The following is a 13,005-nucleotide window of genomic DNA, read 5'->3' as shown; positions in this document are numbered from 1 at the left end:
ATGCCGCATTCGTCGCCGGGCGCACCGCTCGATCCGGTCGCCTTCATCCACAGCCAGATCCGCACGGTGCCCGACTGGCCGCAGCCGGGCGTGCAGTTCCGCGACATTACGACGCTGCTGCAAAGCCCGAAGGCGCTGCGCATCCTCGTCGACCTGTTCGTCGAACGCTATGTCGATGCGAAGCTCGACTACGTCGCGGGCCTCGATGCGCGCGGCTTCATCATCGCGCCGATCGTCGCGTATGAACTGAGCGTCGGCTTCGTGCCGATCCGCAAGGTCGGCAAGCTGCCGTACAAGACGCGCTCGGAATCGTACGACCTCGAATACGGCAGCGCGACGGTCGAGATCCACGAAGACGCGTGCCGCCCCGGCGACCGCGTGATCATCATGGACGACCTGATCGCGACCGGCGGCACGATGATGGCGGGGCGCAACCTGCTGCAGCGGCTCGGCGCGGTGGTCGTCGAAGGCGCGGCGATCATCGACCTGCCCGATCTCGGCGGCTCGACGCTGCTGCGCAACGCCGGACTGCCCGTCTATACCGTTACCGAATTCGCCGGCCACTGAGCGCCGGTCCACCCGGGCACGTCGCCCGGGTTCGTCGCATTGGTTCAAGTTACGCAGCGAGGTCACGATGCCCAACTTCATGCTGTTTCTCGCCACGTCGGTCGCGATCACGTTCGCGCCCGGTCCCGACAACCTCCAGGTGCTCGCACGCGGCATCTCGCAGGGCCGCGCGGCCGGCTTCGTCGCCGCGCTCGGCTTCACCGCCGGGATCCTGTTCCACACGACGCTCGCGGCGCTCGGCGTCGCGGCCGTGCTGCGTTCGTCGCCCGTCGCGTTCGAGATCCTGAAGCTCGCGGGCGCCGCGTACCTCGTGTGGATCGGCATCAAGGCGCTGCGCAGCCAGGGCCTCGCGAATGCGCATGCGCGCCCGCAGCAGCCGCTCGGCACGATCTTCCGGCAGAGCGTGATCGGCAACCTGATGAACCCGAAGGTCACGCTGTTCTTCGTCGTGTTCCTGCCGCAGTTCGTCGATCCGCACGGCGCGCAGGGCGTGACGCTGCAGATGTTCGAGCTCGGCGCGCTGTTCATGCTGCAGACGGCCGTGGTCTTCTCGCTGTTCGGCGTGGGCGCGGGCATGATCGGCGCGTGGCTGAAGCGCCGCCCGAAGGCCGGCGTGTGGCTCGACCGCATTGCCGGCGCGACGTTCATCGCGATCGGCATCCGCGTCGCGCTGAAGGACTGATCACGATGACGTTTCCGTGCATCGCGGCCGCGCGCCGCTTCGATCCGGCCGCGCACCTGCGTTTCGAGATCGCCGGCCAGGCGGTCGGCTGGGTGCGCCGCCAGGACGTCGCGAAGCTCGCGCGCTGGCCCGACGTGTTCGAGCTGACCTGCGAGCGCGTCGTGCTGTCGGCGCGCTACGACTCGGTCGACGCGCGCAGCATGGCGCTCGCAAGCGCGATCGGCGCACTGGCGGCCGAGGGCGCGATTCCCGGCTGGCGCGACGAGATCTACGCGATCCGCAACCGCTTCGACGATCCGCCGCTCGCGTACATCGAGCGCGCCGCATCGCGCTTCTTCGGCACGCAGACCTATGCGGTGCACGTGAACGGCATCGTAGAATATGCGGTTGCGCCGGGCGAGCCGCCCGCCGCAGCCGTGCCGCGGATGTGGCTCGGCCGTCGCAGCGCGACCAAGGCCACCGACCCCGGCATGCTCGACAACGTCGTCGCCGGCGGCATCGGCTGGGGGCTGGGCGTTCACGAGACGCTCGCGAAGGAATGCTGGGAAGAAGCCGGCATTCCGCCCGAACTGGCCGCGCGCGCGATCGCGGGCCGCGCGGTGCAGGTGCTGAACTCGCTGCCGGAAGGCACGCAGTCCGAACTGATCTTCGTGTACGACCTGCCGCTGCCGCACGATTTCGCGCCGCGCAACCAGGACGGCGAAGTGGCCGAGCACCTGCTGGCCGGCGTGCCCGAGGTGATCGGCTGGCTGCGCGACGGCCGCGCGACGATGGACGCGAGCCTCGCGACGCTCGACACGCTGCTGCGCCACCGCTGGATTCCGGCGGCCGATGCGGCCGGGATCGACGCGCTGTTCGCACCGGCCGCGTGACGCAGCCGCGGCGAACGGACCATTTGACGAATACGGAAACAAAGGGAGTAGCGGTCATGCCGACCGATCACAGCTTTATCTTGAAACTGTCGTGCCCCGACCGGCACGGCATCGTCCATGCGGTCTCGGGCTTCCTGTTCGAGCGCAGCAACAACATCCTCGATTCGGCGCAGTTCGGCGACAGCCGCACCAGTGAGTTCTTCATGCGCGTGCACTTCGAGCAGGACGGCAACGGCACGGATGCCGCGACGGCGCTCGACACGCTGCGCAAGGAGTTCGCACCGCTCGCCGAGCAGTTCTCGATGCGCTGGGAGCTGCACGACGCGGCCGTGAAGCCGCGCGTCGTGATCATGGTGTCGAAGATCGGCCATTGCCTGAACGACCTGCTGTTCCGCTATCGCACCGGCCAGCTGCCGATCGAGATCCCGGCGATCGTGTCGAACCACAAGGAGTTCTACCAGCTCGCCGCGAGCTACAACATTCCGTTCCATCACTTCCCGCTGATCGGCGGCTCGTCCGATGCCGCGAAGGCCGCGCAGGAAGCGCGCGTGCTGGAAGTGATCGACGAGCACCAGGCCGATCTGGTCGTGCTCGCGCGCTACATGCAGATCCTGTCGCCGAACATGTGCGAGCAACTCGCCGGGCGCGCGATCAACATCCACCATTCGTTCCTGCCGAGCTTCAAGGGCGCGAAGCCGTACTACCAGGCGTTCGACCGCGGCGTGAAGCTGATCGGCGCGACCGCGCACTACGTGACGACCGATCTCGACGAAGGCCCGATCATCGAGCAGGAAGTCGAGCGCGTCGACCACAGCATGACGCCCGACCAGCTGACCGCGATCGGCCGCGACGTCGAGTGCGTGACGCTCGCGCGTGCGGTGAAGTGGCATGTCGAGCACCGGATCGTGCTGAACGGGACGAAGACGGTCGTGTTCCGCTGATGCGACGGCGGCCGGATGGTCGGCCCCGTCGGTCCCGGCAAACAAAAACGCCGCCTCCTGCGGAGTGCGGCGTTTTTTATTGCGTGAGCGCGGCAGTCTGCTTCAGATCAGCCGCAGCAGGTACAGCTCGCGCTTCAGGTACGCATAGAAGATCGGCGCGGCGATCACGCCGGGCAGCCCGAACGCGGCTTCCATGACCAGCATCGCGAGCAGCAGCTCCCACGCACGCGACTCGATCTGGCCGCCGATGATCTTCGCGTTCAGGAAATACTCGAGCTTGTGGATGACGACGAGGAACGCGAGCGACGCGATCGCGGTGCCCATGCTGACCGACAGCGACACGGCGACGATCAGCGTGTTCGAGATCAGGTTGCCGATCACCGGCAGCAGGCCGACGATGAACGTGACGAGCACGAGCGTTTTCGACAGCGGCAGCCGCTGGTGGAAGATCGGCAGCGCGACGAGCAGGTAGATGCCCGTGAATACCGCGTTGATCGCCGAGATCTTGATCTGCGCGAACACGATCCGGCGGAACGCGTCGGCGAAGCGCGACACGCGCGTGACGAGCGCGGTCGACAGCGGCCGGCGCACCTTGCCGTGCTCGACGCCGATCGCGATCATCGCGCCGATGATCATCCCGAACAGCACGTGGCCGAAGCCGCGCGCGACGCTCTTGCCGCTCTGCTGGAGCTGGTCCATGTGCGAGTGCATCAGCACGGCCGCCTTCGTCTTCATCTGCTCGACGTCGACGGGCAGCAGGTTCGCGATCCAGGCCGGCGTGCGTGCGCGCGTTTGCTCGACGATCTGCATCAGCTGGCCGAGCAGGCTCTGCAGGTTCGGCACCGTGTGCTCGAAATGCTCGATGATGGCGAGCGTCAGGCCGGTGAGCGCGCCGACGATCGCGATCGACAGCAGCACGACGGCGACCCAGCGCGCGCGCATGCTCGTGGTGTGGCGCTCGATCACGGGCGCGATCGTGTGGATCAGCTGGTAGACGAGCAGGCCGGCCAGCATCCCGCCGAGCAGCTTGAGCTCGATCACGAGCCACATGGCGAGGAGCGCGAATACGTAGCTGCCGATCTCGAGCGCCGACAGCTTCGGCAGGCTGAAGTCGCTCGTCAGCCGCACGCTGCGCAGGTGCGGTTCGCGATTCTGCGCATCGCGCGACGAGTCTGGTTGCTTCTCCATCGTGGATTCCTGTCGTTCGTGTGTCATGCCGCGGAATGCGCGGCAGAGCCGCGTTCGCCCGGCGCCGCACCGGATTGGTGCGTACGGCGAACCTTACGACCGTAAAGTATAGCTGCCATTATGGTCCGCAACCGGGCCGTTTGGCGCGTGGTGTAAACGCAGAAGGGAAAACGAGGGGAGGCCGGTCGGGCGGCGCGGAGGGACGCGCGCGCGGCCGGGCGGCCGCGCGCGGGAAGGGCCGGCGCGTCAGCCGGCCGCGACCTTGCGGGTCGGACGCTTGAGCAGCGGCGCGAGGTACTTGCCGGTGAAGCTCGCCTTCGTCTTCGCGACCTGCTCGGGCGTGCCCTGCGCGATGATCTGGCCGCCGCCGGCGCCGCCTTCGGGGCCGAGGTCGATCACCCAGTCGGCCGTCTTGATCACGTCGAGGTTGTGCTCGATGATCACGACCGTGTTGCCCTGGTCGCGCAAGCGGTGGATCACTTCGAGCAGCAGCGCGATGTCGTGGAAGTGCAGGCCGGTGGTCGGCTCGTCGAGGATGTACAGCGTGCGGCCGGTGTCGCGCTTGGACAGCTCCAGCGACAGCTTCACGCGCTGCGCCTCGCCGCCCGACAGCGTCGTGGCCGACTGGCCGAGGCGGATGTAGCCGAGGCCGACGTCGAGCAGCGTCTTCAGCTTGCGCGCGATGACCGGCACCGCGCTGAAGAACTCGTACGCGTGCTCGACCGTCATGTCGAGCACTTCGCTGATGTTCTTGCCCTTGTACTGCACTTCGAGCGTTTCGCGGTTGTAGCGCTTGCCGTGGCACACGTCGCACGGCACGTAGACGTCCGGCAGAAAGTGCATCTCGACCTTCAGCACGCCGTCGCCCTGGCACGATTCGCAGCGGCCGCCCTTCACGTTGAACGAGAAGCGGCCCGGATCGTAGCCGCGCTCCTTCGAGGTCGGCACGCCGGAGAACAGCTCGCGGATCGGCGTGAACAGGCCCGTGTACGTGGCCGGGTTCGAGCGCGGCGTGCGGCCGATCGGCGACTGGTCGACGTTGATCACCTTGTCGAAGTGCTCGAGGCCCTCGATCGCCTCGTGCGGCGCCGGCTCGGCCGACGAACCGTACAGGTGGCGCGCGACCGCGTGATACAGCGTGTCGTTGATCAGCGTCGACTTGCCGGAGCCCGACACGCCGGTGATGCAGGTCAGCAGGCCGACCGGCAGCTCGAGGTCGACGTGCTTCAGGTTGTTGCCGTGCGCGTCGACGATGCGCAGCATCCGCTCGGGATCGGGCGCGAGCCGCTCGTCCGGATATTCGATGACGCGCTTGCCGACCAGGTACTGGCCCGTCAGCGACTGCGGGTTCGACTGCACCTGCTTCGGCGTGCCTTCGGCCACGATCACGCCGCCGTGCTCGCCGGCGCCGGGGCCCATGTCGACGACGTAGTCGGCCGTGCGGATCATGTCCTCGTCGTGCTCGACGACGATCACCGAGTTGCCGAGGTCGCGCAGGTGCTTGAGCGTCGCGATCAGGCGGTCGTTGTCGCGCTGGTGCAGGCCGATCGACGGCTCGTCGAGCACGTACATCACGCCCGTCAGGCCCGAGCCGATCTGCGACGCGAGCCGGATGCGCTGCGCCTCGCCGCCCGACAGCGTCTCGGCGCTGCGCTCGAGCGACAGGTAGTCGAGGCCGACGTTGTTCAGGAAGGTGAGGCGCGCGACGATTTCCTTGATCACCTTGTCGGCGATCTCGCGCTTCGCGCCTTCGAGCGTCAGGCCGTCGAAATAGCCGAGCGCGTCGCGCAGCGGCCAGCCGCTGATTTCATAGATGCCGCGCGCGTAGTCGCCGGTGCCGATCCGCACGTGGCGCGCCTCGCGGCGCAGGCGCGTGCCGTCGCACGACGGGCACGGCTGGTTGTTCTGGTACTTCGACAGCTCTTCGCGCACCGCGACCGAATCGGTCTCGCGGTAGCGGCGCTCGAGGTTCGGGATGATCCCTTCGAACACGTGCTCGCGGATCGTTGTGCGGCCGCGCTCGTTGATGTACGAGAACGGGATCGTCTGCTTGCCCGAGCCGAACAGCAGCACTTTCCGGATCTTTTCCGGCAGGTCCTCGAACGCGGCGTCGATGTCGAATTCGTAGAACGCCGCGAGACTCTGCAGCATCTGGAAGTAGAACTGGTTGCGGCGGTCCCAGCCCTTCACGGCGCCGGCGGCGAGCGACAGCGACGGGTGCGCGACGACCCGCTTCGGGTCGAAGAACGTGATCTGGCCGAGGCCGTCGCATTCCGGGCACGCGCCCATCGGGTTGTTGAACGAGAACAGCCGCGGCTCGAGCTCCTGCAGCGAGTACGAGCAGATCGGGCACGCGAACTTCGAGCTGAACAGGTATTCCTTGTCGGTATCCATCTCGAGCGCGATCGCGCGGCCGTCGGCGAGGCGCAGCGCCGTCTCGAACGATTCGGCGAGCCGCTGCTTCATGTCCGGGCGCACCTTCAGGCGGTCGACGACGACGTCGATCGTATGCTTGTCGTTCTTCTTCAGCTTCGGCAGCGATTCGACCTCGTAGATCTTCGCGACGCCTTCGTTCGCGGCGCCGCCGCCCGAGCGCACGCGAAAGCGCACGAAGCCCTGCGCCTGCATGTCCTCGAACAGCTCGGCGTGCTCGCCCTTGCGGTCGGCGACGACGGGCGCGAGGATCATCAGCTTGGTTTCCTCGGGCAGCGCGAGCGCTGCGTCGACCATCTGCGACACGCTCTGCGCCTCGAGCGGGATCTCGTGGTCGGGGCAGTAGGGCGTGCCGACACGTGCGTACAAAAGTCGCAGGTAGTCGTGGATTTCGGTGACCGTGCCGACGGTCGAACGCGGGTTGTGGGACGTCGCCTTCTGCTCGATCGAGATCGCGGGCGACAGGCCCTCGATCAGGTCGACGTCGGGTTTCTCCATCAGCTGCAGGAACTGGCGGGCATACGCGGACAGGCTTTCGACGTAGCGGCGCTGGCCCTCGGCATAAAGGGTGTCGAACGCGAGCGACGACTTGCCCGACCCGGACAACCCGGTAATCACGATCAGCTTGTGGCGCGGCAGGTCGAGATTGACGTTTTTCAGGTTGTGGGTGCGTGCCCCACGGATACGGATCTGTTCCATGAACCTGGCGAAAATGGAGGGAACCAAACCTGCTACTATAACGGCTTTTCGAGACCGTCGTTTACGGCCCCCCGCCTTTACGGCAGGTGGCAGCAAGGCGACACCCGCACCGGGGAAAGCGGTCGCGCCGCACGGTTCCGGGCGGCCCGCAGGCTGCCTGCATCGTGCCCCGACGTGTCGCCCGCCAGGCCTCCCGGGCCGCCGGTCCTGATCTTCCGCCGCCCGCCGCCGGGCGGACATTCCGATCATTCGAAATTCATTCCCGATGTCCAATCCGTCCGCCACGTCTTCCCGCATGACCGCGCCCGAACTGCGCGCGACCACGTCGCTCGCGGCGATCTTCGCGCTGCGCATGCTCGGCCTGTTCATGATCATGCCGGTGTTCTCGGTCTATGCGAAAACCATCCCGGGCGGCGACAACGTGCTGCTCGTCGGCATCGCGCTCGGGGCCTACGGCGTCACGCAGTCGCTGTTCTACATCTTCTACGGCTGGGCATCCGACAAGTTCGGCCGCAAGCCGGTGATCGCCACGGGCCTCGTGATCTTCGCGATCGGCAGCTTCGTCGCCGCGTCCGCGCACGACATCACTTGGATCATCGTCGGCCGCGTGATCCAGGGGATGGGCGCCGTATCGTCCGCGGTGCTCGCGTTCATCGCCGACCTGACCTCCGAGCAGAACCGCACGAAGGCGATGGCGATGGTCGGCGGGTCGATCGGCGTGTCGTTCGCGGTCGCGATCGTCGGCGCGCCGATCGTGTTCCACTGGGTCGGGATGAGCGGGCTGTTCGCGATCGTCGGCGTGCTGTCGATCCTCGCGATCGGCGTGGTGCTGTGGATCGTGCCCGACGCGGCGAAGCCCGTGCACGTGCCGGCGCCGTTCGCCGAGGTGCTGCACAACGTCGAGCTGCTGCGCCTGAACTTCGGCGTGCTGGTGCTGCATGCGACGCAGACGGCGCTGTTCCTCGTCGTGCCGCGCCTGCTGGTCGACGGCGGGCTGCCGGTCGCCGCGCACTGGAAGGTCTACCTGCCGGTGATGGGGCTCGCGTTCGTGATGATGGTCCCGGCGATCATCGTCGCGGAAAAACGGGGCAAGATGAAGCCGGTGCTGCTCGGCGGCATTCTGGCTATCCTGATTGGTCAATTGTTGCTCGGCAGCGCACCGCATACCATCCTGATTGTGGCGGCGATTCTGTTCGTCTACTTTCTCGGGTTCAACATCCTGGAAGCATCGCAGCCGTCGCTCGTGTCGAAGCTCGCGCCGGGTTCGCGCAAGGGCGCGGCCACGGGCGTCTACAACACCACGCAGTCGATCGGGCTCGCGCTCGGCGGCATCGTGGGCGGCTGGCTGCTGAAGCACGGCGGCGCGAACACGGTGTTCTACACGTGTTCGGGGCTCGTGGCCGCGTGGCTTATAATCGCGGCCAATATGAAGGCGCCGCCGCGCAAGGCCTGAACCTTATTTCGGGCAGGCACCGGCCGCGTGCCGGCTTGCCCGGCGGGCCGTCCCGGCAACAGGCGCGGGCGGCCCGGCATCGAATTTACTGGAGAAACACATGGCATCCGTCAACAAGGTCATCCTCGTCGGCAATCTCGGCGCCGATCCTGAAGTCCGTTACCTGCCGAGCGGCGACGCGGTTGCGAACATCCGTCTCGCGACGACCGATCGCTACAAGGACAAGACGAGCGGCGATTTCAAGGAAATGACCGAGTGGCATCGCGTCGCGTTCTTCGGCCGTCTGGCGGAAATCGTCAGCGAATACCTGAAGAAGGGTTCGTCGGTCTATATCGAAGGCCGCATCCGCACGCGCAAGTGGCAGGGCCAGGACGGCCAGGATCGTTACTCGACCGAAATCGTGGCAGAACAGATGCAGATGCTCGGCGGCCGCGGTGCGGGCGGCGGCGGCGGCGGTGGTGGCGGTGACGAAGGCGGTTACGGCGGCGGCTACGGTGGTGGTGGCGGCGGTCGCGGCGAGCAGATGGAACGCGGCGGTGGCGGCGGCGGTCGTGCCGGCGGCGCGGCGCGTGGCGGTGCAGGCGGCGGCGCGCAAAGCCGTCCGAGCGCACCGGCCGGCGGCGGCTTCGACGAGATGGACGACGATATCCCGTTCTGATCGCCAAGTCGGCATCCCGCATCACGATGGGCCCGAATGTCCGAGTCAAGCCGCTTGCTTGGCCCGGGTCTTCGGGCCCTGCTTCGTTTACGTCGTTCCTGTCCCTTTTCCTGTACGTCGCACTCCGGGTAAAACGTGGCTGACGAACTTCCCGACCTCATTGCAGAACAACTCGACGTGCTGTTCTGCGGGATCAACCCCGGCCTGACCGCGGCCGCGACCGGGCATCACTTCGCGGGGCGCAACAACCGCTTCTGGCGCGTGATCCATCTCGCGGGTTTCACGCCGGCGGAAATCTCGCCGCAGGACGATCGCGCGATCCTCGGGTACGGCTGCGGCCTGACGGCGGTCGTGAAGCGGCCGACGGCAAGTGCCGACCAGCTTTCGCGCGCGGAATTCGTCGCCGCCGCCGCGGCGTTCGAGCAGAAGATCGCGCGTTACCAGCCGCGCTTCGTCGCCTTTCTCGGCAAGGCCGCGTATTCGGCGCTGTCGGGGCAGCGCGAAGTCGCGTGGGGGGTGCAATCGGCCCGCATGCAGGGCGCGAGTGTCTGGGTGCTCCCCAATCCGAGCGGGAGAAATCTCGCGTTCAGCCTCGACGAACTGGTCGACGCGTACCGCCAGCTTTGCCTGGCCGCGACGAAGACGGCGCAGCATGCGGCGCAATGAGACGGCTTCCCGTTGGCCGGGCATCGTGCTGCCGCGTGCATTCTTCGACCGCACGGCCACCGACGTCGCGCCGGAACTGCTCAACAAGATCCTCGCGGCAGCGGACGGCCGCGCCGGCCGCATCGTCGAAGTGGAAGCCTATGCCGGTGCGATCGATCCGGCGGCGCATACCTATCGCGGCAGGACGCCGCGCAACGCGACGATGTTCGGGCCGCCGGGGCATCTGTACGTCTATTTCACGTACGGCATGCACTGGTGCTGCAACTGCGTGTGCGGCCCGGACGGCACGGGCACCGGTGTGCTGATCCGCGCGCTGGAGCCGCTGCACGGCCTCGACCGGATGCGCGCGGCCCGGCCGCCGCAGACGCGCGATCGCGACCTGTGCCGCGGACCGGCGCGGCTGACCCAGGCGATGGGGATCGGCGGCGCGCAGGACGGCGCCGACCTGGTCGATGCGCGCGAAGGGTTCGCGATCGTCGACGACGGCATGGCGCCGCCCGCCAATCCGGAAGCCGGGCCGCGCATCGGCATTCGCGTCGGCCAGGATTTCCCGTGGCGATGGTGCGTGCCCGGCAACCGGTACGTGTCGGGGGCGCTGGCGCGCACCTGATGCGCGCGGCACACAGGCCGCGCGCAAGTCGCACACAATTCGACCTGCGTCACGCGGCCGCCATTATTGACCGGCTAAGCTGTTCCTTTCGACGTTCGATCGAGGGAGACACCATGCGGCGGGTCGTATTCAACCAGAAGGGCGGCGTGGGCAAGTCGACGATCGTCTGCAACCTGGCGGCGATCAGTGCCAGCGAAGGGCTGCGCACGCTCGTCATCGACCTCGATGCGCAGGCGAACTCCACGCGCTACCTGCTCGGCGATGCCGCGGCCGACGCGCAACCGGGCGTCGCCGGCTTCTTCGAAACCGCGCTGACCTTCAACTTTCGTCCGGTCGACGTCGCGTCGTTCATTCATCCGACCCCGTTCGAAGGGCTGGACGTGATGCCGGCGCATCCGGATCTCGACACGCTGCACGGCAAGCTCGAGTCGCGCTACAAAATCTACAAGCTGCGCGACGCGCTGAACGAGCTCGACACCTACGACGCCGTGTACATCGACACGCCGCCCGCGCTGAATTTCTATACGCGCTCGGCGCTGATCGCGGTCGAGCGCTGCCTGATCCCGTTCGACTGCGACGATTTCTCGCGCCGTGCGCTGTACACGCTGCTCGAGAACGTGAAGGAAATCCAGCAGGACCACAACGCGGCGCTCGAGGTGGAAGGGATCGTCATCAACCAGTTCCAGCCGCGCGCAAGCCTGCCGCAACGGCTGGTCGACGAACTCGTCGACGAAGGGCTGCCGGTGCTTGCGTCGCGGCTGTCGGCGTCGGTGAAGATCCGCGAGTCGCATCAGCAGTCGACGCCGGTGATCCATCTCGAGCCGGGGCACAAGCTCGCGCAGGAATTCCGCGCATTGCATCGCGAACTGGCCGGCTGATTCCACGCTTTCCCCGCATCGACCGCGGCCGCTTCATGCGGCCGTATTTTCATCGCGACCCGCAATTCGTCCGATCATTGATTTCGTCATTAATAATCCCGAAAACGATTTCATAATAAATCCAGAAAAAACGATTACATAAGTGACTGCTCCATTTTCAATGCGTGCCGGTTTTCTAATAAACGGAATAATGAATTGGTAAATGTTGCGCGACGTCACGATGCGCTATCCTGTAAAAAGGTAAAAAGGCATTGCGGGATCGAACGTCTGAGGGATCCTCTCCGCGATGTCGGCGAGTCGCGGGTTCCGGCGACTGCCTGAAACGGTAATAAGGGTTTATACCTAGCATTAATGCCATTTAATTGACAATTAATCGATCTAGAATGGGCCTCCTTCAACTTCCCGCACTCAAATGAGTGACGGGTTGCCAATAAGGAAGCCGTTGTCGATCGAGCTTCCATTTTTCTTTACGTCGTCTCTCGCATTGCTAACAGGAGCGTGCCCGATGTCCGTATTTGCCCCCGAAAAACTCACCGCCGATTATCAGTCCGGTATCGCTGCGTGGTTCGCGATTGCCCGTCCGGCGATCCACGGTCTCGAGGCTGTCGTCGAACTCAACCTGCAGGCGGCCCGGACGGCGCTCGAAGAGTACGAGGACAAGCTGAAGAACGCGTTCAACAGCAACAATCCGGCCGCCGGCTTCGCGCAGCAGATCGCCGCACCGCAGGAAGCGGCCGGCAAGGTCGTGTCGTATGGCCGCCATCTGTTCGACATCGCGGTGTCGACGCAATCCGAATGGGCGAAGGTCGCGCAGGCGCAGTACGAACAGAATGACAAGCGCCTGAAGGACGCGCTCGGCGAGCTGTCGAAGCATGCACCGGCCGGCTCGGCACCGGTGGTGGCCGCGCTGAATTCGGCGCTGTCCGCGGCGACGGCCGCGGCTGATTCGGTGCGTGCAGCGACGGGTCAGGCGATCGAAGCCGCGCAGAGCGGTTTCGATGCGGTCAGCGAAACGGCCACGCGCGGCGCCAAGCAGACGGCTGCCGCCGCCCGCAAGGACGCTGCCGCACGCGAATCGGCTGCGTAACTGCATGACGGCGTGTCGCGTACGAGCGCGACACGCTTGATCGGCGCCGGCTGGCGTCGGGCTCCGCGTGTGCCACGCGGTGTCCGGCAGCCGTCCGGTTCGCCGCAAGGCGCCCGTGCCGGCGTGCCGCCGGTGTGCGCGGGCGCCGCGTCCGCCCTATGGCGGCGTGCGGCCGCGATCGCGCCGGATGGCGCGACGTGCGCCATCGCCCGTTGCAGCCGGCGCATGCCGGCGTCAGAACGACGAACTGATTTCGATGCAGGAATTGAAC

General features: G+C 66.5%; 13 protein-coding genes. 10 read left to right on the top strand and 3 right to left on the bottom strand.

What is annotated here, in order from left to right; all coding sequences use genetic code 11:
• The 4 genes from U5798_RS16110 (at nucleotide 1) to purU (ending at nucleotide 3,062) form a co-directional block, all read left to right on the top strand.
• Nucleotides 1-567: an adenine phosphoribosyltransferase gene (locus U5798_RS16110; protein ID WP_011657958.1), complete on the top strand. Its 567-nt coding sequence runs from the start codon at nucleotides 1-3 to the stop codon at nucleotides 565-567.
• Nucleotides 568-634: 67 nt separating this feature from the next.
• Nucleotides 635-1,249 carry a LysE family translocator gene (locus U5798_RS16105; RefSeq protein ID WP_322082642.1) on the top strand — a complete coding sequence of 205 codons (615 nt, stop codon included), beginning with the start codon at nucleotides 635-637 and terminating at the stop codon, nucleotides 1,247-1,249.
• 5 nt (nucleotides 1,250-1,254) lie between these two features.
• On the top strand, nucleotides 1,255-2,121 hold the full coding sequence (locus U5798_RS16100; RefSeq protein WP_322082641.1) for an NUDIX hydrolase: 867 nt from the start codon (nucleotides 1,255-1,257) through the stop codon (nucleotides 2,119-2,121).
• Nucleotides 2,122-2,177: 56 nt separating this feature from the next.
• On the top strand, nucleotides 2,178-3,062 hold the full coding sequence (purU, locus tag U5798_RS16095; protein WP_124452038.1) for a formyltetrahydrofolate deformylase: 885 nt from the start codon (nucleotides 2,178-2,180) through the stop codon (nucleotides 3,060-3,062).
• Nucleotides 3,063-3,164: 102 nt separating this feature from the next.
• Here purU and U5798_RS16090 read toward each other — a convergent pair whose 3' ends face one another.
• The gene (locus U5798_RS16090) at nucleotides 3,165-4,250 is read right to left on the bottom strand and encodes an AI-2E family transporter (RefSeq protein ID WP_185658173.1); all 1,086 of its coding nucleotides are present in this window, start codon (nucleotides 4,248-4,250) and stop codon (nucleotides 3,165-3,167) included.
• 246 nt (nucleotides 4,251-4,496) lie between these two features.
• Complete coding sequence (uvrA, locus tag U5798_RS16085; protein WP_124452036.1) at nucleotides 4,497-7,382, bottom strand: excinuclease ABC subunit UvrA; 2,886 nt, start codon at nucleotides 7,380-7,382, stop codon at nucleotides 4,497-4,499.
• Nucleotides 7,383-7,647: 265 nt separating this feature from the next.
• On the opposite strand from uvrA, the gene U5798_RS16080 reads away from it, so the two are divergent.
• The 5 genes from U5798_RS16080 (at nucleotide 7,648) to U5798_RS16060 (ending at nucleotide 11,647) form a co-directional block, all read left to right on the top strand.
• Nucleotides 7,648-8,835 carry an MFS transporter gene (locus U5798_RS16080; protein WP_124452034.1) on the top strand — a complete coding sequence of 396 codons (1,188 nt, stop codon included), beginning with the start codon at nucleotides 7,648-7,650 and terminating at the stop codon, nucleotides 8,833-8,835.
• A 100-nt stretch (nucleotides 8,836-8,935) separates the two neighbouring features.
• On the top strand, nucleotides 8,936-9,493 hold the full coding sequence (locus U5798_RS16075) for a single-stranded DNA-binding protein (RefSeq protein ID WP_322082640.1): 558 nt from the start codon (nucleotides 8,936-8,938) through the stop codon (nucleotides 9,491-9,493).
• Between the two features lie 135 nt (nucleotides 9,494-9,628).
• Complete coding sequence (gene mug, locus U5798_RS16070; protein ID WP_322082639.1) at nucleotides 9,629-10,159, top strand: G/U mismatch-specific DNA glycosylase; 531 nt, start codon at nucleotides 9,629-9,631, stop codon at nucleotides 10,157-10,159.
• On the top strand, nucleotides 10,146-10,769 hold the full coding sequence (locus U5798_RS16065) for a DNA-3-methyladenine glycosylase (protein WP_322082638.1): 624 nt from the start codon (nucleotides 10,146-10,148) through the stop codon (nucleotides 10,767-10,769). The genes mug and U5798_RS16065 overlap by 14 nt, the downstream gene beginning before the upstream one ends.
• Before the next feature lie 113 nt (nucleotides 10,770-10,882).
• A complete protein-coding gene (locus U5798_RS16060; RefSeq protein WP_122168431.1) occupies nucleotides 10,883-11,647 on the top strand; it encodes a ParA family protein in 765 nt (254 codons plus the stop codon).
• Between the two features lie 33 nt (nucleotides 11,648-11,680).
• Here the strand turns inward: U5798_RS16060 and U5798_RS16055 are convergent, their stop codons facing one another.
• Nucleotides 11,681-11,866, bottom strand: a complete 186-nt coding sequence (locus tag U5798_RS16055) for a hypothetical protein (RefSeq protein WP_124452026.1) — start codon at nucleotides 11,864-11,866, stop codon at nucleotides 11,681-11,683.
• Nucleotides 11,867-12,152: 286 nt separating this feature from the next.
• Between U5798_RS16055 and phaP the strand changes: the two genes are divergently transcribed.
• On the top strand, nucleotides 12,153-12,734 hold the full coding sequence (gene phaP / locus U5798_RS16050; RefSeq protein WP_322082637.1) for a TIGR01841 family phasin: 582 nt from the start codon (nucleotides 12,153-12,155) through the stop codon (nucleotides 12,732-12,734).
• The last annotated feature ends 271 nt before the right edge of the window (nucleotides 12,735-13,005 follow it).

This window comes from Burkholderia sp. BCC1972 (assembly GCF_905339605.1).
Taxonomy (GTDB): Bacteria; Pseudomonadota; Gammaproteobacteria; order Burkholderiales; family Burkholderiaceae; genus Burkholderia.
This window is presented reverse-complemented; position numbering and strand designations above follow the sequence as displayed.